Origin of the sequence: Salinigranum salinum (assembly GCF_009176545.1) — an archaeon.
In the GTDB taxonomy this organism is placed as follows: Archaea; Halobacteriota; Halobacteria; order Halobacteriales; family Haloferacaceae; genus Salinigranum; species Salinigranum salinum.
The window spans coordinates 48,956-73,041 of the sequence record NZ_VTOJ01000004.1 but is presented as its reverse complement, the minus strand read 5'-3'; the positions used below and the strand labels follow the sequence as shown (position 1 = coordinate 73,041).

Annotated in this window: 19 protein-coding genes and 2 pseudogenes; 16 read left to right on the top strand and 5 right to left on the bottom strand. The window is 62.8% G+C overall.

Annotated features, from left to right (window positions below; translation table 11 throughout):
* The first annotated feature begins 49 nt into the window (after nt 1–49).
* Nucleotides 50–451: a hypothetical protein gene (locus FZP69_RS22105; RefSeq protein WP_152043587.1), complete on the top strand. Its 402-nt coding sequence runs from the start codon at nt 50–52 to the stop codon at nt 449–451.
* 153 nt (nt 452–604) lie between these two features.
* Here FZP69_RS22105 and FZP69_RS22100 read toward each other — a convergent pair whose 3' ends face one another.
* From FZP69_RS22100 to FZP69_RS22090, 3 genes are all read right to left on the bottom strand, one after another.
* Nucleotides 605–1,282, bottom strand: coding sequence for a hypothetical protein (locus tag FZP69_RS22100; protein WP_152043586.1), 678 nt, complete (start codon nt 1,280–1,282; stop codon nt 605–607).
* Nucleotides 1,279–2,301 carry a hypothetical protein gene (locus FZP69_RS22095; RefSeq protein ID WP_152043585.1) on the bottom strand — a complete coding sequence of 341 codons (1,023 nt, stop codon included), beginning with the start codon at nt 2,299–2,301 and terminating at the stop codon, nt 1,279–1,281. Before FZP69_RS22095 ends, FZP69_RS22100 begins: the two co-directional genes overlap by 4 nt.
* 316 nt (nt 2,302–2,617) lie before the next feature.
* Nucleotides 2,618–2,881, bottom strand: a complete 264-nt coding sequence (locus FZP69_RS22090) for a hypothetical protein (RefSeq protein WP_152043584.1) — start codon at nt 2,879–2,881, stop codon at nt 2,618–2,620.
* 284 nt (nt 2,882–3,165) lie between these two features.
* On the opposite strand from FZP69_RS22090, the gene FZP69_RS22085 reads away from it, so the two are divergent.
* The 7 genes and pseudogenes from FZP69_RS22085 to FZP69_RS22055 all read left to right on the top strand — a co-directional run bounded on the left by FZP69_RS22085 (nt 3,166) and on the right by FZP69_RS22055 (nt 13,491).
* Nucleotides 3,166–3,555 (top strand): hypothetical protein, encoded by a 390-nt coding sequence (locus tag FZP69_RS22085; RefSeq protein WP_152043583.1) that lies wholly within the window; start codon nt 3,166–3,168, stop codon nt 3,553–3,555.
* 144 nt (nt 3,556–3,699) lie between these two features.
* Nucleotides 3,700–7,827: an ATP-binding protein gene (locus FZP69_RS22080; RefSeq protein ID WP_152043582.1), complete on the top strand. Its 4,128-nt coding sequence runs from the start codon at nt 3,700–3,702 to the stop codon at nt 7,825–7,827.
* Between the two features lie 250 nt (nt 7,828–8,077).
* Nucleotides 8,078–8,630 (top strand): annotated as a pseudogene (locus FZP69_RS23540) (hypothetical protein); the annotation flags it as partial.
* A gap of 287 nt (nt 8,631–8,917) precedes the next feature.
* Nucleotides 8,918–9,751 (top strand): phage NrS-1 polymerase family protein, encoded by an 834-nt coding sequence (locus tag FZP69_RS23535; RefSeq protein ID WP_449329029.1) that lies wholly within the window; start codon nt 8,918–8,920, stop codon nt 9,749–9,751.
* Between the two features lie 363 nt (nt 9,752–10,114).
* Nucleotides 10,115–10,921: pseudogene (locus tag FZP69_RS23480) on the top strand (replication factor A); the annotation flags it as partial.
* A 773-nt stretch (nt 10,922–11,694) separates the two neighbouring features.
* Nucleotides 11,695–12,996, top strand: coding sequence for an RNA-guided endonuclease InsQ/TnpB family protein (locus FZP69_RS22060; RefSeq protein ID WP_152043606.1), 1,302 nt, complete (start codon nt 11,695–11,697; stop codon nt 12,994–12,996).
* Between the two features lie 135 nt (nt 12,997–13,131).
* The gene (locus FZP69_RS22055; protein WP_152043580.1) at nt 13,132–13,491 is read left to right on the top strand and encodes a DUF555 domain-containing protein; all 360 of its coding nucleotides are present in this window, start codon (nt 13,132–13,134) and stop codon (nt 13,489–13,491) included.
* A 17-nt stretch (nt 13,492–13,508) separates the two neighbouring features.
* On the opposite strand, the gene FZP69_RS23145 is transcribed toward FZP69_RS22055, so the two are convergent.
* Both FZP69_RS23145 and FZP69_RS22045 read right to left on the bottom strand, forming a co-directional pair.
* Complete coding sequence (locus FZP69_RS23145; RefSeq protein WP_192918703.1) at nt 13,509–13,691, bottom strand: TRAM domain-containing protein; 183 nt, start codon at nt 13,689–13,691, stop codon at nt 13,509–13,511.
* 523 nt (nt 13,692–14,214) lie between these two features.
* Complete coding sequence (locus tag FZP69_RS22045; RefSeq protein WP_152043578.1) at nt 14,215–15,807, bottom strand: hypothetical protein; 1,593 nt, start codon at nt 15,805–15,807, stop codon at nt 14,215–14,217.
* A gap of 511 nt (nt 15,808–16,318) precedes the next feature.
* Between FZP69_RS22045 and FZP69_RS22040 the strand changes: the two genes are divergently transcribed.
* From FZP69_RS22040 to FZP69_RS22005, 8 genes are all read left to right on the top strand, one after another.
* A complete protein-coding gene (locus FZP69_RS22040; protein ID WP_152043577.1) occupies nt 16,319–17,293 on the top strand; it encodes a transcription initiation factor IIB in 975 nt (324 codons plus the stop codon).
* Nucleotides 17,290–17,532, top strand: a complete 243-nt coding sequence (locus FZP69_RS22035) for a hypothetical protein (RefSeq protein ID WP_152043576.1) — start codon at nt 17,290–17,292, stop codon at nt 17,530–17,532. The genes FZP69_RS22040 and FZP69_RS22035 overlap by 4 nt, the downstream gene beginning before the upstream one ends.
* 134 nt (nt 17,533–17,666) lie before the next feature.
* Nucleotides 17,667–18,608, top strand: coding sequence for a DNA polymerase sliding clamp (locus FZP69_RS22030; RefSeq protein ID WP_152043575.1), 942 nt, complete (start codon nt 17,667–17,669; stop codon nt 18,606–18,608).
* Nucleotides 18,609–18,659: 51 nt separating this feature from the next.
* Complete coding sequence (locus FZP69_RS22025; RefSeq protein ID WP_152043574.1) at nt 18,660–19,469, top strand: DUF6166 domain-containing protein; 810 nt, start codon at nt 18,660–18,662, stop codon at nt 19,467–19,469.
* 393 nt (nt 19,470–19,862) lie between these two features.
* On the top strand, nt 19,863–21,155 hold the full coding sequence (locus FZP69_RS22020) for a hypothetical protein (RefSeq protein WP_240137808.1): 1,293 nt from the start codon (nt 19,863–19,865) through the stop codon (nt 21,153–21,155).
* Nucleotides 21,156–21,265: 110 nt separating this feature from the next.
* Complete coding sequence (locus FZP69_RS22015; protein ID WP_152043573.1) at nt 21,266–22,867, top strand: AAA family ATPase; 1,602 nt, start codon at nt 21,266–21,268, stop codon at nt 22,865–22,867.
* Nucleotides 22,868–22,965: 98 nt separating this feature from the next.
* A complete protein-coding gene (locus FZP69_RS22010) occupies nt 22,966–23,517 on the top strand; it encodes a DUF7342 family protein (RefSeq protein ID WP_240137807.1) in 552 nt (183 codons plus the stop codon).
* A gap of 6 nt (nt 23,518–23,523) precedes the next feature.
* The gene (locus tag FZP69_RS22005) at nt 23,524–23,970 is read left to right on the top strand and encodes a hypothetical protein (protein WP_240137806.1); all 447 of its coding nucleotides are present in this window, start codon (nt 23,524–23,526) and stop codon (nt 23,968–23,970) included.
* The last annotated feature ends 116 nt before the right edge of the window (nt 23,971–24,086 follow it).

Below are 24,086 nucleotides of genomic sequence, written 5' to 3'. Positions count from 1 at the left end.
CGAGCTAACGGCGAAGTACGTCGCACTCTGTACGCTCGTGGTCGGGATAATGGGGTACTGGACCGCCGGGTCGAACGTCCGCCGGTCGCTCCGCTTTCGGGGGATGATCGTCGGGGCATGTGCGGCGCTCATAGCGATCTTCGGGCTCAACGCGTTCTATGAACTCGTCGCGTACGTCATGGGCGGAGCAGGGTTCCTTCCGCCGGGCTGGCCGTACGGTGCTGGCGGGGCCGGCGAGCTGCTCCCGATCGCGCAGGCCGCGTCTGGGGTACTCTCGTTTCTGGGGCTAGCCTGCTTCTCGCTCGGGGCCGCACTGTGGGCTGCTGGAAGCCCGTACGGGCAGACACGCACTCGTGGGTACCACGGCGTCACCTACGGACTGGTGATGATCGGCGTCTCAATGGGCGGGACGCTGTTTACCGTTTTAGCGAGCGTGTTCACCTCGCTGTAGAGTACTCACGACCTGATCAGGCCGCTTGGTATCTGACACATATGCCGTCCCAAGTTCAGAGCATGAGGTTAGCACCGTGATCGCGTTCTAGTCAGGCAAATCTCACTAAACAATACATTAGGATTTTGTCGTCCTTGCATCCTCTACAGAAGCTTAATCGCTGCTAGCAGCGCTCACACAGTCAGGCTCCGAAATACGGAGTAACCCCGATACACCGAATACATCCTCAATGATTTCATACGCAATATCGATGTGCTCTCTGTTGGTAAGATCCGAATCCACAGCAATGAGAGTAGAGACGGAGTGCTGGCGAGATATCTCGACTGCATCGACGAGTATCTCACAATCATGGCCAATATCGAGATCCCTCCGGAACCGACGTAACAACTCCTCGTTGCTCTGTTGCGGGTAACATCGGTCAATCAATTCATCCGGTAATTGAACTTGATATAGCTCAATATCTTGAAGACAGCGACGCAGGGTAGACAACTGCTCCCGCTTATCCATATCGTACCAGCTCATCTGGATATCATTCCGGAAATGACCCCGGTCGTTCGGACTCACGTGGATATCCCGGTCACGCGGATCGTAATCGAAAATCTCGTTATCAGAAGCCCGAAGATATGCGACCACGTCATCGTAGAGGTTGTACCGACGGTCACAGAGCGCATCAAACTCGCCGTTGGCCTTCCCACCAATCACGGTATAGAACGACTCATTATCGATGAGTTGTTGACCACCTCGATCCTCCTCGAGGTCACCCGGAAGCTGGGAATAGACGTAATTCACCATCACCGATGTATCCAGGTTAAGTCGAGAGGTTTCGCTCATTCAGTCCTCTCTAGAACCTCTCTCGCCATTTCATGCAGATGCGCCATCTGTTCTTCATCAACTCGCTGAGAGTGATGGCCAGCACGCGGATACAAATCCGCATCAGCACATCGCTCACTCAGTCGATTCCGTCGCGACAGTAGATCCTCGTGGAAACTCGTAAACCGGTCTGCATGCTCTTCGATCAAGTGGTGCCGGTTCGGGCCTTCTGCAGTTTGCGTAGAAAAGTACAGCGCCGGGTATCGCCAGACATCATAATAGAAGTACGACGCGAGATCCTGTAACACAGTTTCTTGTTCGCTCGATATCGACTCGAGGGTCGTAAGTTGCGCAAACACCTGCTCAATCACATCTGTTCCTCGAGTAACTAAGTCCACTATCTCGGACAGCTCGTCGATTTCTGCAAGCTCAAGATGTAGGTCAGAAACGAGCAGTCGGAAGTCTCGTTCGTCCGATTCGGACAGCAGTCCTTCCTGTGAGCCTCCGCCGAAATCCGCCAGCGAATGATTCGTTGTTTCCTGCTCAATCGTCTCATCCAAGGTTTCGAGGTACTCCCGGATGTCCGTCGACGTGAGATACAGGTTGGTGTACTCGTCGGGAGCGCATTCCTGGTAGAAATCGCGAAGGAAGTCGAATTTCCCGGTATACCAAACTTCCCGTAGGTCGTAATCGTCGAAGAAAACCTCGGACGCGAAGTAGTCCCGATACTGTTGCACTTCTTCGCTTTCCCCGTGGTCGCGTCGAATCCCAGCCGTGTTAGTGGTCATCCGGCCTGGGGCGTTGTCGGGCTCGCCGGCAACCATCGTGTAGGCGCCAGCAAGGTACCAACTGTAGGTAACGGGGAGGTCAAAATCCTTAATCGCGAAGTAGCGCAGCTTCTCTTGCTCCGTTCGCGTAATGTTTCGACCAGGATCGTCGAACACGTCCTCTATTGCGAGCTCAATACCGCGTTGAAGCGCGTCTGCATAGGGTTCCTCCTCACGATAGGGATTATTCGCGCCCGGTGTGGGAGGAGTCATAATTAGAACATTCCCGCGATGGTGGCGATAGGTTTTGTGGTACTGCTTCGACAGTTCGATACCTGCTGGTGAGTGTTGTTCCTACGATGGTATACAACAGGGATGGTCAAAGATAGTGGCCTCGGGCTGAAAGTGGAATTGGACAAGCATCTTCTACCTCTACCGATTTTAGCAGCTCCAATCACGATCATAGTCAATGACTGATTCACGTTGTGCATTCAGCACACGTATCAATACGTGATATAGAAATGCTGTGTGAGACGACAAGCAGTGTGAATCGAGTGATAGCCGGTTCTCAAAGGTATGATCGAGAGCGCTAGTCGTCGCGAACGACGACCGGCTCGGTCCGCACCGACGGCTCAAATTCATCATGTTCAGCCGACGTCTCACTCATCCTCGGAACAACGTTCCAGATGACGCTGTAGTTCTGGTAGATCTCGTCGGTCGTCGGGAATTCCAGCCAGTCAAGCAGCTCGTTCACCGCTTCGTCGTATGACTGGTCGTCTAAGAGATCTCGATTACTGTACGCGAGCAGGCGGTCACGCGTCCGTTCGCTAACGGGGATCGACTTCCTGCTCATGACTGGGACGACCTCCTTGTGGGGGCGGGGCCGTCTGATGGAGTCTTGAGTTCCATATGGCGGTCACTGTCTGTGTATTCTACCAGTCGGGTTCCGCGACTACGAGTCCGAATGTATGCCAGTTCCTAGCACTCTTAACTCTTACTCTAAACCCCACAAAAACCGCATGTTGACGGGGTAAGACCGACAATGTGCGCGATGCGTACAGGTACGTACCGCGCAAGTTTGCGCAACGCGCATACCTGAAAGTAAGATTACACCCGCCAGCCAACGACGGTCGTGCAATGAGACTCAAGCACGCCGCCGACCGACTGCCGAACCGCCTCGCACGCCTCAAATCGGCTGTGAGCTTCGAGACCGTCTTCATCGCTGCCTTCGTCACCCTCGTGTTCTTCACCGGCGGCGCCGCTGCACAGGCGCCGACTGGCGGGACGGGCGGGGCGACCACTGGCTGGGAGACGATCCTCGACAACCTGTACAACGTCCTCTACATCACGCTTCAGTACGTCGGCCTGACCGTGCTGGTGCTGGGGTTCATCGTCTGGCTCACCGCCCGGAACAACTCCCAGCGATCTGAAACCGGCATGAAGCTCACGATGGGCGGCGGCGCGATGGTGGTCGCATACTTCGGACTGGGTGCGCTCGTCTCCCTGCTCGAGTTCATCGCGGGGTGATACCCCGTTCACGCCCAGCACAGCTCTCGACCACCCCGTCATTCCCCTCTTCCATGAGTACACGACGCCGCCAGCGCCGCATCTCGACGACCGACCGCCAGACGAACAGCCCGATCCTCGGGAGACCTCAGCGGAGGCCCCACCGTGACTGAGCCGGACCGGTCGGACCGTCGCGGCCGCGTCCCGAGCGTCAGCGACGACGAAATCCGCACGGCTGTCGCCGCCCGCCTGTACGGGACCGACGCGAGTCCTGAAACGACTGGGGATGAGGACAGACAGCAATCTGCCGAACGCACCAGAGAGGTCGGACAGGAGACATCCGACACCGTCAGGGACCCAACAGCGGACTTGCTGGACCGCGACGGTTTCGGTGGAAGCGGATCGGACGAGTCCACGGGTGACGCGGAGCCGGACGACAAAACACGGCCGTTCATCAAGATCACACCGGCCCGTGAACAGGTCACACCCGGCCACGTGGTCAAAGCGCTGTACGGGCTCTACCGGACCGGCAGTGGCCGTCAGATGCCACTCGGCCTCGAACAGCGACTCTCGTTCGTCAGCACCCACCTGACCTTCGAGTTCTTAATTCACAAACCGCGAGCTACCCAGCGGTTCGACTTCTACCTCGGCGTCCGACCCTACGAGCGAGAGGCCTTCGAGACGCTGGCGGCGAACGTCCGGGCGATGTATCCCGAGTCGTTCCGCTTCGAAATCGTCCCGTTCTCTGTCACGGAGGTGTTCGAGCCGTCCGATTTGGAAGCGACCGCACAGCTCGCGGCATTCGAGGGCATTGAGGAACTCGGCCAGCTGGAGGGGTTCGAGCCGTTCGATGTCGACGCAGATCATCCGCTGGTGAACGAGACATCCCGTGCGCTCGACGAGAACGGCCCACCAGAACTGGTCCGGTGGCACGGCGTCGAGACGAAGAATAACGACTGGATGACGCTGCTGTCGCGGTTCAGCGAACTCTCACTCGACGGTGACGACGGCTACCGCTCGCCGCTGAGTGTCCTCCTCGAGCAGGCGCTCGCCACCGACGAGCCGTTCGTCTACCAGGTGGTGTTCACGCCGAAGCGCGACTGGACGAAGGACGCCGAGCGCCACAAGCGCAACCTCAAGATGGGAACGACCGGCATGTGGAGCGCGTTCAAACAGGAGGCCGCGGCGACACTGCTCGGGACTTCCGAGGAAGAGCGTCGCCAGCGACACCGCCCGGACACGCCCGAGCAGATCGGTGGTACCATCAGCGGGCCGGACGCCAGCGGGCAGTCCACACAGCATAGCCGGATGGGCCAGGTCGACCTCAAACAACCCGCCGTCACCTTCGATGTCTCCCTTCGGGCTGCTGGCGACACAGCCGTCATCGGTGGCATCGCAGGGGCGTTCACCGCGCTCAGCGGGCCGTATTACGGGATCGAGGGGAACGTACTGGCCGAGGACGACCGCGAGTACGGTCGACTCACTACCGCCGGCCTAGGACGGGTCAGAGTCAGAGACCGATTCAGTGACGCCGCGCCAGTGATCGTCGCCAGCCCGGACGAGCTCGCGAACTTCGTCACAGTCCCGAGTACCGGGGCGCTCCCGAAACCGAGCCGTGGCGCCTCCGGTGGGACACCAGACGTCCGGTCACCGCTGACCGCGACCAACGAGGAACTTCTCCGGACCTTCGACACTGGAATGTGCATCGGCGAGGCCGAGACGGCTGCACTTTCGCGCCCGAACATCCCCGTTCACCTCACCGCCGAACAACTCATCCACCACATCCTTCGGGCGTCGACGACGGGCAGCGGGAAGACCACCGCGATGGTGAACGACGCCCTGACTGCTTACGAGCAACTCGACGGCCCGATCTTCATCTTCGACAAGAAGGGCGGCAGCATGGCCAGCGAGTACAAGCGCGCGCACTTTCACCGGTTCGGCAACCTCGACGACATCGTCCATCTGCCGGTGCCCGGACCGAACGGCGAACTGCCGGCGTTCCCGTTCTTCGACATTCGGTCGCAACTCGCCGCGGGTGTCTCGCGAGAGGCCGCCGTCCAAGAGAAGGTCGATCGCTACAACGAGTTGCTCACGTACGTCCTCGGTGAGGAACAGCACAATCAGGCGTTCGTCGCCCAAGAAATCCTCTCGAACCTCATCGTCGCGCTGTTCGATCCCGTGTACGGCGAGGATGCCTACGCGATCAGCGACCTGCTGGCGGCGGCCCACCGGATGCAGACCGAGCATCGAGTACCCGACGTGAGCGACCCCGAACTGGAGGCGACGCTGACGCGGCATTTCAACGCCGAGGAGTACCGGTTCACCACGTCGATCGACGCGGTGATGAACCGGATCACGAAGCTTCGCGAGCGGGATTTCATCTGGCGGATGCTCAATTTCGTCCCCGAATGGAACGAGGCGAGCGACACCTACGCCGACGACCAGATGTTGTTCGACCTGGACGCGCTGCTCGACTCGACGAAGGTCGTCCTCATCGACACGGGTGACCTCCGGCCAGCGTCGAGCAATCTGTTCACGGTGCTAGTGCTGGATTACCTGTGGTCGTGGGTCCGGCTGCGAAAGCGCTGGGACCGCGACGTTCCCGGTCCGGCCGACGGCTACTGTGTGAACCTGATCATCGACGAGGCCGCGCCGGTGCTGAAAGCGAGTCTCGTCCGCAACGAGATGATTCCAGACGCTCGTGAGTTCGCGCTGGCATTCGAGGTGATCGTCCACTTCCCCGAGCAGGTGAAACGCGACGCGCTGGACACGCGAGCGTACAAGGAAATCCTCCGGAACATCAACACCAAACTCATCGGAAAGCTCGCCATCGACGACGAACTCGCGACGACGCTGTTTCACGAGGACCTCGACGCCGAGGGACTGGCCAACCGGATCGCCTCGCTTCCCCGTGGAGAGTGGCTAGCACAACTCCCCGACACCGGGTTCATGACCGACACTCCGGAGCTGGTGACACTGAAGCCGCTCCCGATACCGCCGGGGCACAGCGACAGCGACGATCCCGTCGACGCCGGGACGCACCGTCCAGACTCCGGCGATCCAGCCAGTCCGGGACAGACGTTTCAAGAAGCAGATCACCTCCAGTGGTCACGGACCCGCTTCACGTACTGCCTGCTGCCGGGCGTGAACTGCCCGCCCGACGCCGCACAGCGCGCCGCTCGCTGGGGGGCCGGGGTCACGAACACCGGAGGCGGCGATGAAGATGCCCCCGCAGCGCTCGAACGCACCATGACGGCAGCCGATACTGCCCCCAACCAGGAGAGTGGTAGTACCGACGGAGAATCCACAGCCGGTGAGAGCGGCTCACAGCAGGCGACAGCCGACGAGGGACAGTCCCGGACCGGTGGCGCGTCGAACCGGTACGGAACCGTTCTGGGGACCGGCACGACATCCACAGGTGACGCCACTGACGGGGCCGCTGACGAGACGGCTAATAGACCCGACCGTGGAGATTCACCGGGGTGGGAGTCGTCTGAGGACGACTCGTCGGAATCGAACGACGACACCTCGCCCGCGGAGGCTGGGGAGAACACGTCGGGGACGGACCTGACCGACCACGAGCGTCGGTTCCTCCGGAACGTGATCGCGGCGCTCAACGGCGAACTCGACGGCTACGAGTTCACCGAGTCGATGACAACTGTCCGAAATCGCTCGGGAAGCGATATCGACGAGAGCAAGCTCGTCGACCAGGGTTACCTAGAGAACCCCTACGTCGGGACGCGGAAGTACTACTACGTCACCGAGAAGGGCCAGCACGCGGTCGACCGGAAGCTGTACACCGGTCGTGACTACGGTGACCTCCACGAGAAAGTTCATCACAAGGTGTTCACCGAGTGTTTCGCCCGGTATCTCGCGCAAACAGAGAGCCAACATGTCGAGAAATATTACGAGCCGATGGGCGGCGGAATGGTGTTCGATGTGGCCGGGTTCATCGACCTTCCGGGCGGCCAGCGAAACCTCACAGCGATCGGGGAGATCATCACGACGGTCAAACCCGAACGGGTGGTCAAACACTACGACGACTTCGCGCAGTACGACGGCGTCACCAAGCATTGGGTGGTGAAGGACATCGACATCACCCACGATCTCGTCCGGGCACTCCATGATGCCGGACGGGTGGAGACGGTACCGCCGAAATCGCTCCAGAATCATACACGTATCGCCGAGACGGTCTTCGGGGAGCACGGCGAGTGGCAGATTCACAGCGGAAGCGATATCGTCGAAGCCGTGCGGGCGTTCACCGCCGAATCGGAGGGTGGAGAGATTGACTAGTTGCGGCGCCCTGAGCGCGCTCGAGAGGGTCGGTCGGACGATCTGGTGCGTCAGTGGACTAGTTCGCCGAAAGACTGGCTTAGGGAGGGTATGGGATGCGCGCACGAGTCCAGTCCATCCCGGCGCCATCGCACGCTTTAGACTAGTCCATCCCGCGGGTCGGCGCACCGGAGGTGGGGATCGGAGAACCGGCCGTTTCGCGAGCGGGTCAACGGGGTGGAGACGCGGTCGATGATACCCCATTAGAGCCATGCCATTGAACACCATCCCCGACGGTGCGATTCCTGACACGATCCGTGCGCTCGAGCAGTGGATCTGCTGGCGCGAGGACGACCGCGACGGCAAGCCGACGAAGGTCCCGATCAAGCCCTACCGGACCAGCGGCACCCCATTCGCGAGTGCGACCGACCCCGGGACGTGGCGGGAGTTCGAGACCGCACTCACGTATCATCGCGAGAGTACTTCCCGCACCGATGGGGTCGGATTCGTGTTCGACCCCGAGGCGGAGATCGTCGGCGTCGACCTGGACAATTGTCGAGACCCCGACAGCGAGGAGCTGGAGCCGTGGGCCGCCGACATCATCGACCGCCTCGATTCGTACACCGAGATCTCACCGTCAGGGACAGGCATCCACGTCCTCGTTGAGGGAGGGCTCCCTGCAGGGCGGAATCGTCGTGGTGACGTCGAGATGTACGACCGGGACCGGTTTTTCACCGTGACCGGCGCGCACCTCGCCGGGACTCCCGCAGATGTCGCTCGCCGACAGGACGCCCTCCTCGCTGTGCACCACGAGTTCGTCCAGACCGCTGGTGAGGACGAGTCGACCACGCTGACCGAGGCAACGGCCCACGCGGCATCGAACGGTGCCGCGGGGGTTGGAGAAGACGACACACCAACCCAACCAGTGGGGCCGAATTCCGGGTTGCGCCGGAAATTCGGCCGGGATCCGCCGGCGGTTGACGACCCGGCCCTTGAGGCGGCGCTACACGGACTGTCGCCCGACGAGATTCCCGACCCTGTCCCCCGGACGATCGACGAGGTCGCGGGGCCGGGCGTGGACCTCCCGGACTCGGAGCTGCTCAGGCGGGCGATGGGCTCAAAGAGCGGCGATACCATCCAGGGACTCCTGGACGGCGACAGCTCGCTATGGAGCGGACGAGACAGCCGGTATCCGTCGCAGTCGGAGGCCGACATGGGCCTGTGCTTCTTTCTCGGATTCTGGACCGGCGGCGATCCTGACCGGATGGACCGGCTGTTCCGGGACTCGGGGCTCTACCGGGAGAAATGGGACCGACGGCACTACGGCAACGGAGCGACCTACGGCGCTGTCTGCGTCGCTCGGACGCTATTGAAGCTCGATGACTACTACAGTCCACCAGCGGCGGACTCCGAAACGGACGACGGCGGCGATCAGTGGCCGACAGCAGAGCCTGCAGGCGGACGAACCGATCCATCCTCGCCGACACACGGGACGGGTCAGGGTCGTTCTCCGAACGGGTCGACGGACAGGCCGGCGCCGTCAATCGACATGGGCGCGATCGAGGACGCACAGCGGCTAGCGACCAAGGTGAAGCGCCAGCAGAAGCAGCTCGACGCATACGAGCAGCGGATCGCGGACCTTGAGACCCGGCTCCGGTGGTACCGGATCGCGCTCGATCTCCAGGCCGATGACTCGGCTCCGCCCAGAGAGGCCGAGTCGTTCGAGACCGACCCCGACTTGCGCGATATCGAGCCGCGAGGGCAACCAGCCGCACCACCAGATGGAGATCTTGATCGCGAGGAGGAGCCTCTCCGGGCTCGGGACGATACCGAGGCCGCCGAGCAAGTACCCGGACCCCCCGAATCAGTACAGGAAGATGAGAAGTCGCCCGATGATACCCGCGGATCACGGATTGGACGCTGGCTCTGGCGGCGATTGTCATGAGAACGCGGACGTCGTCGCTCGAGACTGGAGCCGCGACAGGGAGAGTCGAGAGGGCGAGTCACCCGCCAGCAGGTCCAGCCTGCCGTCCGGCCTTTATCAATAGCAATGGAGTGAGGAGGCTCAGAGAGGCGTGACGTAGCCCTCGACACGGCGTCTATGGGCGCGACGGCGCGTCGAGCGTCCTCGGAGAACACCGAGATGTCGCAGACAACCACGACCGAGCTGCAGGACCGAGCGGAAACCATCACCAGCCATCTTGACGCGATCGAGACGGCCGCAGACGACGGCCAGGCTGTCGGGGCAGGCGTCACTCGACAGGCAATCGAACAGCGTCTCGACGAGTTGGTCGCGCACCGCGTCCCGATGGACGAGGCCGTGCGGACGGTCGTCCGAGGAGTCGTGCATGAGGCTGGCCTCGAGCGGGCGGATCTCCCGACCGAACTCGCCCGGCTGGCCGGTTACTCCACGCGATCGAGCTTCGAGCGTGCGATGCTCGGGAACGTCGACGAGGCCGACCAGTGGATCGATGTCATCGCCGAAGTCGTCCAGCTCTGGGAACCGCGCAGTGAGAAGATCGCCCAGGTCGGGCTGCTTGGTGACGAATCCGGGCGGCTCAAGTTCGTCATGTGGGAGAGTGCTGGCCTTCCTGAGCTGGTCGAGGGCGAGACGTACCAGTTCCAGAACGTCGTCACCGACGAGTTCCAAGGCCGCTATTCGGTGAGCCTGAACTCGGCGACCGTTGTCAAGCCCAGTGAGGAGGCGGTTAGCGCGGCTGCCGATGGCGTCACCGTTGGCGGGACGGTCGTCGCCGTCCAGGAGGGCTCGGGGCTGATCAAGCGCTGTCCCGAGGCGGACTGTACCCGGGTCCTCTCGGGCGGGCGGTGTGGCGAACACGGCGCTGTGGAGGGTGAGTTCGACCTCCGGATCAAGGCCGTCGTCGACGACGGCCACCGGTCGATCAACGCAATCTTCGACGCCGAGGCGACCGTCGCGGTCTCGGGGCTGTCGATGGCAGACACACAAGCAATGGCCATGGACGCGCTCGACACCGGGGTCGTCGTCGACGCACTTACCGAGCGGGTGCTCGGCCGGCGGTATCAGCTGACCGGCCCGGTAGTGGGTGAGTACTTCCTCGTCGACGACGTGGCCGAGGGGCCCGCCGACGAGGACCTCAGTGACGAGACGCTCGAGCCCGCGGTGACGGGCCGCCAGCCGGCTCAGCGGATGCTCGCTCAGGAGATCAATGCCTCGACGCACACCTTCCAAGAGTCCGACGAGGAGCGGGCGCCTGTACTCAGCCTCTCGCCTACCGGCGTCGCGGTGAACCGCGTCCTGATCGTTGGTGCGCTCACCGAGGCGCAGGATGTCGGGTCGAACAGCGAGTACTGGCGTGGCCGCGTGTACGCTGGCTCTGAGCCCGTGTTCGTCTACGCGGGTCAGTACCAGCCAGAGGCGATGCAGTTCCTCCAGCAGGCGGACACGCCGTCGTACGTCGCCGTGGTTGGCAAGCTCCGGCCCTACGAAGCGGGCGATCGCGTGAATGTCGCCATTGAGCCGGAGTCGATCGCGACCGTCGACGAGGCCACTCGGGAGGCGTGGCTCGCTGAGGCGGTCGAACACACCGGCACGCGGATCGAGGCATTTGAGCGCGGCGCGGGACGAGCGGATGTAGCGGCCGAACAGTACGGTGATGAAGTCGGCCGGATCGAGCAGGCGGTCACCGATGTAGCGGCAGAGCTGGGACTGGAGGGCGCCAGCCTGTAGCCGCGTTCCAAGAGTTACCCCACAAATTCATTTAATAGGACCATCGTGGGGTAACTATTGCCAGCCAACGAGCTGGTGCCAGACGGAGTCCGATCCGCTCTTATTCAGGGTGTTAACGACTGCTAACACCCTTTCGCACTCAGGCTTATATACCAATACGAGGCTAAGAACGTATGCCGATGGAGGTGATTCGTACTGTCAAGGTCAAACTCGACGTTCCCACGGAGCGGTGCGATGACCTCCATCAGACCAAAGATCAGTTCCTCTACTGCGCGAATACCGCTGCAGCGTGGGCGTGGCGATACCCCAACGACTGCTGTGTAACCTCCAGAGAGAAGGCCGAAAGCGCTCTTTACGGGAGACTCCGCGAAGAGACGGACTATCTGCATGCGAACCTCGTTCAGAAAGGGATCCGTCGCGCGATAGAGGCCGTGACCAGTGGGGTTGCTCGCCTGGAGAAGGGAGAGAACACGAGTCAGCCACACTTCGATGCGTGGAGTGTTGTCTACGACAAGCGGAGTGCGACGTTTCACCGCGACCGCGTTTCGCTCTCAACCGTAAACGGGCGCGTTGAGTGTGAGTACGTGCTTCCTGGCAACGCCGAGGGAACGCCGATTGGTGAGTACCTCCTGAACGAGCACTACGAGTTTCGTACGTCCACGCTGCAGTACGACCGCAGGACAAAGTCGTTCTATCTTCACGCGCGGATGCGCCGAACCACCGACGAGCAAGGTCAGTCTACGGCTTCTCGTGAGGACGCCAAGCACAGAACAGTCCTTGGTGTCGACCTGAACGTGGACGGCTCGCTCGCCGTGACTTCAACGGGCGCGTTCATCGGGAACGCCGACGAGATGAATCATCGACGCCGAGAGTTCGAGAAGACTCGCGGGTCGATGCAACAGGCAGGAACGCGGTCAGCGCACCTATCGAGTCAGTCGATACAAGACCGCGAACACCGCTGGATGCAGGACGAACTCCACCGTGTCTCGAATCGGATTCTCGACGAAGCCCGCGACTACGAGTGTACACACATCGCGTTCGAGAACCTGACCGACATTCGCACGCGGATGGCTGGTGTGAAGCGATTACACGCGTGGGCGTTCAGACGCTTATTCGAGTACGTCGAGTACAAGACGGAGATGGTCGGTATCGAGGTAGAGCAGGTGAATCCGGCGTACACGAGCCAGCGGTGCTCGTCTTGTGGGTTTACCCACGAAACCAACAGGCGGTCGAAGCACCAGTTCGTGTGTCAGACGTGCGGGTACGAACTGAACGCAGACTACAACGCGAGCAAGAACATCGCTCGCAAGTTGCTGAAACGACTCCACTCAAGGCAGACGTCTTCGAGTGGAGGCGCACCCTGTCAGTGTGCGCTGACGTCAGGGACGCTGACCCTGAACGGCGAATTCCACGCCTCCGTCAATTCGACGGCAGAAGGGGAGTCCACTGACAAGCCCACGAAGTCAGCCGTGGGCAACTGACGTGTAGCTGAGACAGAGGGAGTCGGAGAAGTCCGGCCACACCTCGGAGAATCGAACCGGCTGGTTCTCAGAGACGGACTCGCTCCAGTTCCTGAACAGCGACGACGTGCAGCCGCCCAACCCCAGAGACAACCAATGACCACCACATCCGACACAACCTGGTACGAAATCACCTTCTCGGTCCCGTGGATCGTCCACAACGTCACCACCGCACAGGACGCGATCAACATCGCTGTCGCTGAACTCGGCAAGCGCGTCGCCAAGGCCGGCGACCTGATCCGAAACGCCAATATCTCGGTCCAGTCAGCCTGCTGTCGTGGCTGTGAGACCGAGATGGACGTCGCGACGGTCGTCTCGGGCCGGGCGCTCGTCGGCCTGCTACTGACCGTCGAGGTCCGGGCTAGTTGTCCAGAAGAGAGTGGCATCATCGGCCAGCGCGAAATCGGCCCGCATGTCCCGGATACCCCGCTCACGCTCGTCGAATCGCCGGGGTGACAGTCGTCGCTCGGCGACTACTGTTCGACGACCTCCGCGAAGGCAACGTTCTCGCGAACGGTCGTGACCCGGACGAGCGGCTGCTGGCCGACCTCGGTATCGGGAACGAACACGACGTAGCCCGGGCCGACACGAGCGAGGCCGTCCCCCTGGTCGCCGACATCCTCGATCTGGACGCGGAGGGTCTCGCCTTCGGTCACCGGCGGCTGGTCCGGCGTCTGGTCAGTCGATGTTGGGGGACTCGCCGTATTCGGCGATGCCGATCGCAACGAATCGCGCGTCGTGGTCGAGGGCGCCTGCTCTCCAGCTGACCGAGTGTTCGATGCACCCCGGTCAGTCCCCGTTGCGTGTCGATCGTCGATGGTTGTAGACGACGTCGACATACCAGGGTAGACGCCGACCCGGTATGTGTCGCCGGGCTCAAGCGTGCCGAGTTCAACTTCCTGCTCTGGAATCGTGAGGACGTACTCTCCATCTCGGCTCTCGACGCGACCCGTGAATAGACACAGCGGCGTGGACGAGTCCATCGGTACCTAGTCTGCTGGACTGCGGATATATCCGGCTGATTCGTGTGGGGATGGGGCGTAGCAAATCGGGAGGCTACAGTACCAACTCACGATCGTGTTTCGGTCGTCGGATCATCGAAAGGGTGGTTAGAGGTCTGAGTCTCGAAAGAGACTCGCTGTGCTACGGGTCGCTACAGGTCTATTCAGTCGTTAGACATCACCGATCACCACTCATGTGAGCGCTCTGGTCGTCGGTCGATCGGTCGACGATGGTCAGGGTGCTGTCCCGGCGCGTTTCGAACGTCGGGTCACCGTTGTACCACCGCTTCACGACATCCTCGCATCGAACCACGTCACCCTCTCGCAGCTCTGGGTGGCGGTGTGAACGGATTAGCGTCCGGCCGTCGTCCGTCGGGTCGGGTGTCGGTCGCGTCTCGTCCCACTCGCTCTTCTTCCAGATTGCGAACTTGATGACGCCGGTATCGTCGCTCAGCAGGCCAGCCTGCTTGATCGCGGGATGGGTATCCTCGAACAACCGGAGGACCGTCCCCTGGGTCGAGAATCGCCCCCGCGTCGACGTTACTGACGTGTACCGGACGTTGCCGACCGTCAGGACGTTCCGTGGGTCGGTTGCCTCGGCATCGGCCTGGCGGAGCAGCGCCTGGGTCGGCTCGGCGCCGTCGTGCAGCTGCTGTGCGAGGCCGATTCCGAGCGTGAGTCGGGACTTGCGGATCTCGACCACCCGGTCGAACTCTTCGCTCAGCAGTCGGTCCACCATTCGGGAGACCTGGTCGTGCTGGTCGGGGTCGAGTTCGACGAGCGGTCGGATTCGCTCGCGGTACGCCGCAGCTGCGCGTTCGGCACGAGCCTCGGCGAGCTGGGCCGGCGACGGACGCTGTGCAGCGTACTCGTCGTACCGGTTGGCCAGCCACTTCGCATGGCCCACGAGTTCGACAGCTCCTGGCTGGATATCCGGATCGGTCCGGGCAGTCAGGATACCGTCGGTCACCCGGCGCATCTCGGCTGTGACAGCGAGGGAGTACTCGATCGATTCGAGTGAACTCCGTGCGAACTGCTCGGGTTCGTCGAACAGGTCCCCGAGTGGGGTGAGTCGCCCATCAGGCGTCTGCACTTCCAACTCGGCCGTCGGAACACCCTCGGTGGTATCCTCGGGTGTCGGGTCAGTCGGGATGTCGAGTGCGCGGAGTCGGCGCAGGCGTGCCTGTTCGGCAGCCGGCAGCGTCTCCAGCAGCTCGTGATCGATACCGCTGTCTCTGTCCAGTGACCGAGCGCGAGCGGGCAGCACCGAGGCGAGTCGGCTCCGGGCAGGCTCTTGCGTCGTCGCGGATGCCGTCCGGGGCATCGTCGGCTCGAGGCCACTCGCAACGCCGATCATGCGCTCACCACTCGGGTCGACGAGCGTCGGGCCCGCCGTGTGGTCGTACGTGATCGCGAACGTCGTCTGCTGGTCACCGGATTGCTCGGCGAACAGAAAACTGGCGTTCGTTCCGGTCGCCGCGGCGACGTCTCCGGCCCTGTCGGGGTCGTAGAGCGTGTCGCCGGGCGTCCAGTTGGCGTCGATCCGGCTCGCTGCGAGTCGCCCGGTCGGGGCAACCACAGGGTCGCCGTCAGCGGTGTGGCCGTAGACGCCGTCGACGGGTTCCGTTCGGGAGCCGTACTCGCCTTTCGAGGCGGTCCGTTCGGTGTATCCCGTCGACTCGGGTGCCGTCCCGTCGGTCGCGGTGCTCGTCGACGACTCGGTGTCGTCTTGGACGAGCGCGTGCAGCAATCCCGAGAGTGCCCGCACCAATGCGGAGCGGTCGTCAACGGAGTCGGCACGCTCGCTGTGCTCCCGGTCGGCCCGGAAGGCTGGGGATGGCGTGTCGGTTGGCCGCGTGAGAGCGGTCGCATCTGTCGTGTTCGGTTCTGTCGTCGCGTCTTGAGTTCCCGATAACTTCTTATCGGAGTTGGTACTACCTTTCATTGGAATCTCCACATTCCATTCGTGAGGCTCTAGTACAGCCTCACACTCTACACTCGTTAGCTCCGCTTAGTTGTATCGCCAGTAGAGCCCCCAGAATGCGCGTTTTCGGGATATCCCCACATATTCCCCACAACTGTTTCGGCCGAGTCTCCGTCGGCTCGTAGTTACCCCACGTTTCCCAGACTCTCCCTTGTGGGGTAACTACAGGCCGGCCGATGTCGCCATCACCGAAGGCGTGGAGAGTCAGCTACCGAAGAACGCGTGCAGCCGCGACTGATTTAGCATCTACAACGGGGTGCGGGGAGCCGGCTGGGTAGTGTCGGTCCCTGTCTAAACCATGTCACTGAGAAACGTCTACGAGCGGACATTCGACGAGGACGTCCCCGCAGCCGAGCGGTCCAGCAGCGGCTGTCCGGAGTGCGGCGGCCTCGTCCACACAAACAGTATCGAGACCGTCTGTGACGACTGCGGGCTCGTCCTCGAGGATCGTCCGATCGACCATGGCCCGGAATGGTGCGCCTTCGACGAAGCAGAGCGCATCGAACGCACGCGGACTGGTCCGGCGCTGACCCCGACCCGCCACGACCGGGGGCTGTCGAGCGAGATTGGCTTCGACCAGACCGACGCCAACGGTACGACGCTGTCGGGCCGAAAGCGGAGTCAGATCGGCCGTCTTCGGCGCGAGCATCGGCGCGGCCGCTGGTCAAGTAAGGCCGAGCAGAACCTGGCCCACGGCTTTTCGGAAGTTCGACGGATCGTCGGCGCACTCGATCTCCCACGGAGCCTCCGCGACCAGGCCTGTCGCCTCTACCGAACTGCTGCCGGCGAGGACCTCATCCGTGGCCGGTCGATCGAGGCGATGGCTGCCGCCAGCGTCTACGCCGCGTGTCGGTGTGCCGGGCTGCCCCGAACGCTCCAAGAAGTCAGCGTGACCTCGGCAGTCTCCCACGAGCGCGTTCAGAACGCATACAGCGTGCTCAACCGGGAGCTCGAACTTCCGACGGTACCGATGGAGCCTCTCGAGTACGTCCCGAGAGTCACCTCGGCACTCGGCCTCTCGGCGGGGACCCGCCAGCGAGCAGCGGCGCTTGCGAAACAGGCAGTGCGCACCGGTGTCGCGAACGGGTACAATCCCGCGGGTGTCGCGGCTGGCTGTGTGTATCAGGCAGCCAGAGAACAGGACGAACGGGTCACCCAGGCAGCGCTCGCCGACGCTGCCGAGGTCACCCCGATGACGATTCGTACGCGGTGGAACGAACTCCAGACCATCCTCGACAGTGGAGACGACCAGCCTCAGCGGGGGAACGCGTGACTTCATCAACGGGTGCGGGAGACACAGCTGGTAGCTCCGAACAGGTCATCGATCTCGAGCGGGCCGGCTGGAGACCGGGAGCGCCCTGCCCGGCGTGCGGTCACGGAAACGTTCACACGATCGTCCGTGCCGGCGTCCTGTTCCGCGACAGCGGGAGCTGGGAACTCGAAGAGATACTGGGGGTGTACGAGGCGTTCTGTCCGAACTGCGACTGGCTCCCGCCCGTCCGTCGAGAGTGAGTCCTGGGTGGCAGTGGCGCGGTCGCGGAGAGCTTCGAGATTGCTATTTAGCGAATGCAAATGAGCGAGGGATCATCGAACGAACGCCTGAACTCGGTCGGTCAGGACTCGTTCGGCTGGTCCCCAGACCTGCTATGAGCACTGATTCAGATACCGAACCGGACCGCGAGCCCGAGCCCGCCCCCGAACAGCCTGAAACAGAGCCCCCGACACCGGCTGACGACGACGGTGAGTCCACGCCGAACGACCACCCCGAATCGACAGCGAGCCCTGTTGACGAAGACTCGACTGAGGAAACAACTCCTGCCGATGGCGTTCCCGACGAGCCACCGGCCTCATTCCGGGCGACGATTCAAGCCGCTCACCTGAAGATCGTCCTCTCCTCGCTGCGGGCACTCGTTGACGAGGCCCGAATCCGCGTCACCGAGGACGGCCTGACTGTCCGGGCGGTCGACTCCGCGAACGTCGCGATGGACGACCTCGAACTCAAGGCAGCAGCGTTCGAATCCTTCGAGGCCAGCCCAGGGACGCTGGGACTGAACCTCGACCGGCTCGCCGACCCCGTCCGCCTCGCCAGTAAAGACGACCTCGTGCAGCTGTTCCTCGACCCGGAATCGGGAAAGCTGATCGTCGTGGTCGACGGGCTCCGTTACTCGATGGCCTGTATCGACTCGAAGACTATCCGAGCGGAACCGACGCTCCCCGAATTCGACCTGCCAGTAGTGGTAACCGTCGACCGCGATGTCCTTCAACGAGGGGTGAAGGCGGCCGATCTGGTCGCCGACCACGTTCGACTCCGGATGGAAGCCGGAGCTGATGCACTCGTCATCAAGGCCGAAGGCGACGCCGACGCCGTCACGCTCGAACTCGACGGTGACGACATCGAGGTCCTCGCTGCTGGCGACGCGAGCACGCTCTTTAGTCTGGACTACTGCAAGAAGCTCGTCCGGACGATCCCGGCGGGGACGCCAGTAACGCTCGACCTCGGCGAGGACTTCCCGCTGATCCTCTCCTACGAACTCGCCGACGGCGATGGTACCATCACCCGGATGCTCGCGCCGCGGATCGAGACCTGATTGTCTCGAATCGGACTGGGCCCGTACCCGATCGACACCACACCCATAACGATGTCAACCAACTATCGACGATCCACGCATCGCGCCCGACGGTACCGCGGCGAGCGAACCATCGGCGGCTGTCTCGTCTACGCCGGCGACGACATCCTCGATAAGCACCTGTTCGTCCACCCGGTCTCGCCGGGCGGGTTCGACTGGGGGCCGGATGCCGATGACGACCGCGCCTGCCAGCTGGCAATCGCCCTGCTCGCTCCGACGTTCGGGCTCGAAGTCGCCGTCGACGACTACCACCTCTTCGCGACGAACTTCGTGAAACGGGAACTGACCGGCGATACCTGGACAGTCCGGTCGCAGGACCTCAAGGCGGACGGCCTTCGGACGAAGTTCGCCCACCGGGAGTACCCGGAGAACACAGCACCGTCACCGTCGGATGTCGACATCGAGACAGCCGACATCGACGGGCTGACCTACGCCGAAGAGATCGCGCTCGCCCGCCGACACGACGACGTCCTGTGGAAGAAGGGGAACCGCCGGGGCAACCTGCGTCGACTACAGGAGATTCGCTCCGGGGCGCTCGACCCGGCTGACGAACCGGTCTCGAAACAGTGGATCGGGACCCATCTCGGTCTGACCGCGGCGGCAGCGAAGCGAGCGCTGGCCGACGACTTCGAGACGATGGGCGAACTCGCCGGGTGGGTATTGTACGCGACCACGCTTACTGACCGCGATCAGATCGGCGATACGACTGCCGAGCGTCTCCGCTCTCGCCGTGACGTCTTCGTTCGATGGTTCGGGGGCGAGGAGTACATCCCCCGTTGTGACGACGACCAGCAGACCCTTTCGGGACAACCGAGCCAGTAGCTTTCAGCGGTACTGATTCCAGACGATCTACAGTAGATAGTTCGCATTACGGACCTCACCCAGAGGTGGTTGGCTGGTCAGGCGTTACGCGAATTTCTCACAGACAAGGGAGTGAAGAGTTCGAGAGCAGTCGAGTGACCGTCTCGCCTGGCGCCCGCGGTGCCGAACGCTCTTCACCCAAACTCAAACATGGCTACTGACCAGCACACGCAGCGACGCGGACGGAGCACCGACTCGACGAACGACGGCACTCCAGCAGCCGACCACGCTCATGTGCCGGCACTCGTCGCCGAAGAATATACACTCCGGTTCGCCGGACTCACCGACGGCGATGCGGAGGCAGTTCCCGGAAACGACGAGCGTTCACCGGAAGCCTGGTGTGGAGACGACAGCGTGACGGCACTTGAGCAGGCCATCGCGGTGCTGCCACGAGCCAGTTCCGGGGAACTCTGGGCGACCAACGAGTTCGTTGAAACCGACGGCACCGTCGACGTCACCGCTATCGAGTCGGTTCACGGGCTCGATACGGATGCGCTCGAACAGACAGCCGAACGTTCGCTGGACGAGCTAGCCGCCCAGACCGACGCCGAGCCGATCGTCCCCATCGAGGATCATCAAGACATCGTCGACCGGCGCCGGAAGGCGCTGTGTGCGCTGGGCTATGACGTTCGGTTCCGCTGGCAGATCGCCTCCGACCGCTACTCGATCATCAATCCGCAAGAAGCCTACCAGCCGATCATCACTGCACTCCGGCGCCGAGGTGAGACCGGGGCATTCGGCTGGCTGAGCTACCGCGACTGGGGCGGGCTGCTCAAGCTGTTCGTCGTCTGTCCCGGCCTCAAGCAGGTCGTCAGCCCGCCTGAGGAGGCGGTCGACATCGACGACGAGGACGATATCGATGCCCTCGGGGGAAGTCGCATTTGGAAGGCCGAAACGGCGGATTCAGACGGGGACCTGGTGGTGTACGGCGGCTTCGAGACGGGGTACGACTTCCGGGGGACCCAGACGCTGTGGACGAAGCCGATCCTGTACTTCCCCGATAGCGAAACGATCGTTCCGGATACGGGCCAGCGGTACACGCGCCGGCACTATGGACAGGCGACCGACGCCGACCACGAGCGGGCGAACGACCGGGTGCCCATCAGCGAGTGGTGGGCGTCGATCTACGACGACGTCGAGACGCGAATGGTCGATGTCGACGAAACACTCCGGCGGGCCCGGGCGATCACCTACGATTTCGAGGTACTCCCGTTCTCGGCTGCCGACTGCTATCGGTACTGGGGGATTGCCGACACGTATGCCGCTGTCGCGGCTGACCGGGCGACCAGCCTCGCCGATCCCACGTCCCGACCAACGGTGTTCAATCTCCAGCTGTCGTTGCTGATCGCGCTGCTGGAGGAGTACACCGGGTCGTGGGCCTCGAATACATACCAAGAGTATCTCGAGGTGGCTGGCGAATTGCTCCGGACGCCGGCGATGATGATCCAACTGGCCATGCAGGAGCACGACAGGCAGGTCGAAGACGCGGGCGAACGGGTCCTCGCAGAGGGCCAGCAGACGTTGAGCGACGCCCTCGAGGACATCGTCGAGATCCCGGGCATCGACATCGACACCGAGGCCGCTCTCTCGGACCGGGAGGCTCAGCGACTCCACGACCAAGTCCAGCAGCAGCTGGACGACATCTGATTTGAGCAACCGTAGGCGCGACGCGCACCGATTTCTCGCTTCCAATCGAGCGGCGGAGGCACCGAGGATAGCGGTCAGTGCGCCTCGACTCGGCCTCTCCAGAACGTACCATGTCATCCACTACTACCGACGACGCGGACAGCCAGGCCGACGAACAGGCCGTCTTGAGCCACCTCGTACAGCGACTCCTCCAGCGCGAAGGCGGCCAGATCCCCCTCGAACGAGTCACCCTCCGGGTGAGCGACTACGTCGACATCGGCGAGCAGGCCGCCGCTGACCTCATCGACGAGGGTGCCGACGCCGGAATCTACACGCTGGAGCGAGGTGCGGGTGGAACGAGAACGATCACCGGGGTTAGCCCGCAGGGACCCGAACCCGACATCATCGTCGCGGCCTTCGGGGCTGCGGCGGACACGCCTGACTTCACTGTCATCAGCGTCGTCACCGAGACCATCGACCAGGCGTTGCGTGACGCGGGCTACGAGACGTTCAGTTCCCTTGCTGATGCCGGCGCTGACGACCTCACCGGGCTGACCGGGACGCTCACCGAGAGCCGCGCAGCGGCCATCCTCCAGGAGGCACCCCAGCACGTCCCCGTCGGGACTCGCCTTGCGACTGCCGCCGCCCGGCGATACGCGCGTCGGCTCGACGCCGAGACAGACCGTGGTGTGGCCCGGGTGGTCGACCTCGCGACCACCGATATCGCCGTGGGCGAACCTGTCTACCGAACTGCGGGACTCGATCCCGACTCCCTCGAGGCGCAGTACATCAGTGCCGTCGGTCGCAACGCCGACGACCTCGTGGCGACCGGCCTCCACGTTCTCGACGACCCGGACCACCCGGACGTGCCAAAGGCCGCGACACACCCCGACGCCGGCGACGACGCGCTCCCCGTCGACGATACCGGACAGGTCGTCCCGCCGGCGGTCCCGGTCGAACCGCGACTCCAGCTTCCCCTTGACGAACTGCTCGCGAAGAAACTCGCCCGAGGGCTGGTTCCCGTCCGCCTCGTCGGGCCGCGCGGCTCGGGAAAGAACTACCTGATCAAGTACCTCTGCCACGAGACAAACAGGGGATACGTCTCGATCGATTGTGACGAGGCGACCCACACGGAGGACCTGTTTGGGCCGCTGACGCCCACCGAGGACGGCCTGATCGTCCCACGGACCGGGCCCGCCAAGCAGGCACTCCTGAACGGGTCGGTGCTGGTTCTCAACGAGTTCCCGGTGATGCGAGCCGGTGCTGCGATGGCGCTCCATCGGCTGCTCAACGAGGGAAAGTTGCTGGTGAAGGCTCACGGCGAACTGGTCGAGCCGCACCCATCGGCGCGGATCGTGATCACGATGAATCCGCCCACCCGGGAGTACCGCGACTCAGAGCCAATGAACTCTGCCACCCGCGGGCGGTTCCGGGCGCTGGAGCAGCCCTACATCCAGGACATCGAGGTCGAACTCGACACGCTTGACGCGCAGATTAACAGTGGCTACCAAGTCGTCGACCGAGGTACGCTCCGGAAGGCCGTCCAGTTCGCCCACCAGACTCGCCAGAACGAGAACTGGCCGACGCTGTCGACCCGGAACCTTGTGGTCGTCTGTGAACACATCGAGGACGGCGCCGCGCCGAAGGCCGCGGTGAAAAACGAGGTGTGGGCAGTTGCTGAACCAAATCAGTATCCTGGGGACACCTACGAGACGCTCGAAGATTATCTGTGAACCCCGCGACCGCTCAGTTCTGTCGTTGCTGGCTGGCAAATACGATATATTCGGTTTGGGTGCGAAACTATTAGTGCGCGAGTCGCGAAGGACGATTCATGAGTGAGAAACAACCCGCCTGGCCAGCGGGGATGGACGCCGCCGAACGCGTCCGGCACGTTGCGCTCACCCGGACGACACCACGGAATGCCGGGTGGATCGCGACTGAAGCCGACGTCTCCCGCGATACGGCCGTGAAGTACCTCTCGCGGATGGCCGAGCAGGGCGATCTCGAAGTCGTCGAGACCGCCGAGGGGACCTGCTACAAACCAGATACCGTTACCCAGTTCCTCGGCGAGGTCCGCGACCTCGCAGAAACACACTCGCAGGAGGAACTTACCGCGGAACTCAGAGACATCGCTGACGAGATCGACCGCTGGAAGCACGAGTTCGACGTGGAGTCGCTTGCCGAACTCCGCCAGTCAGTCGGCGACGACGACCTCTCGGCCGAACAGCGCCGCGAGCGCCTCGACGTCGTCGAAGAGTGGGAGTACGATGTCGAGATGCGCGAGGCGATCCGGATGGCCATCGGGCTCAAGGACTCACTCACCGAACTCGGCACGGGGACGGACTCAGGATTCACCCCAGATAGCCAACCCCAGGAAGGCTGACTCCGGATGGTCCTCTTTCTCGCAGGCGGCAGTGGATACACCCGACGACAGGGACTTCGTCGACTCAAGGAGCGATTGGAGAACGTCCCGGGGGCGTCGAACGTCCGATACGAACCCTCCGCGATCAAGCCAACGGCTGTTGTCGTCGACGTCGACATCGAGATGTTCCTTGAAGAGCCGTTCCCGCGAGACACGGGGCGGCTCGAAGTCGTCTGGCGTCCACGTGAAGAGACGGACCTCCAGCGGGTCCAGTGGATCGACGACGCCATCAGTCTGGGCTGGCACAAGGACCGCGACCATCCCGACCTCGGGACGACGCATTTTCAATGGGAGACAGGTGACGGGACCACACCGCAACGAGAGCCAGGACACATCGAGGTGGAAGCCCCGGTGAGCTTCCTCGAGATCTGCCTCGAACGACTGCCGGACCGGATTCGAGAGACTGGCGACTGATCACGCCCGTATGGAGTGGGAATACGACCTCTTCCGGAGCGAGTATCTCTCAGGAGATCGAACCTACGCCAAATATCCGCGGCCGCCGGATCACCGTTCGCGATATCGGCGCGCTG

Bases quoted from the DNA above. Each gene is read 5' to 3' on its own strand.
- FZP69_RS22015 (WP_152043573.1), top strand. From the start codon at position 21,266: ATGTCATCCACTACTACCGACGACGCGGACAGCCAGGCCGACGAACAG.
- FZP69_RS22005 (WP_240137806.1), top strand. From the start codon at position 23,524: ATGGTCCTCTTTCTCGCAGGCGGCAGTGGATACACCCGACGACAGGGA.
- FZP69_RS22025 (WP_152043574.1), top strand. From the start codon at position 18,660: ATGTCAACCAACTATCGACGATCCACGCATCGCGCCCGACGGTACCGC.
- FZP69_RS22040 (WP_152043577.1), top strand. From the start codon at position 16,319: ATGTCACTGAGAAACGTCTACGAGCGGACATTCGACGAGGACGTCCCC.
- FZP69_RS23535 (WP_449329029.1), top strand. From the start codon at position 8,918: ATGGGCTCAAAGAGCGGCGATACCATCCAGGGACTCCTGGACGGCGAC.
- FZP69_RS22030 (WP_152043575.1), top strand. From the start codon at position 17,667: ATGAGCACTGATTCAGATACCGAACCGGACCGCGAGCCCGAGCCCGCC.
- FZP69_RS22060 (WP_152043606.1), top strand. From the start codon at position 11,695: ATGGAGGTGATTCGTACTGTCAAGGTCAAACTCGACGTTCCCACGGAG.
- FZP69_RS22100 (WP_152043586.1), bottom strand. From the start codon at position 1,282: ATGAGCGAAACCTCTCGACTTAACCTGGATACATCGGTGATGGTGAAT.
- FZP69_RS22105 (WP_152043587.1), top strand. From the start codon at position 50: ATGGGGTACTGGACCGCCGGGTCGAACGTCCGCCGGTCGCTCCGCTTT.
- FZP69_RS22095 (WP_152043585.1), bottom strand. From the start codon at position 2,301: ATGACTCCTCCCACACCGGGCGCGAATAATCCCTATCGTGAGGAGGAA.
- FZP69_RS22090 (WP_152043584.1), bottom strand. From the start codon at position 2,881: ATGAGCAGGAAGTCGATCCCCGTTAGCGAACGGACGCGTGACCGCCTG.
- FZP69_RS22055 (WP_152043580.1), top strand. From the start codon at position 13,132: ATGACCACCACATCCGACACAACCTGGTACGAAATCACCTTCTCGGTC.
- FZP69_RS22085 (WP_152043583.1), top strand. From the start codon at position 3,166: ATGAGACTCAAGCACGCCGCCGACCGACTGCCGAACCGCCTCGCACGC.
- FZP69_RS22010 (WP_240137807.1), top strand. From the start codon at position 22,966: ATGAGTGAGAAACAACCCGCCTGGCCAGCGGGGATGGACGCCGCCGAA.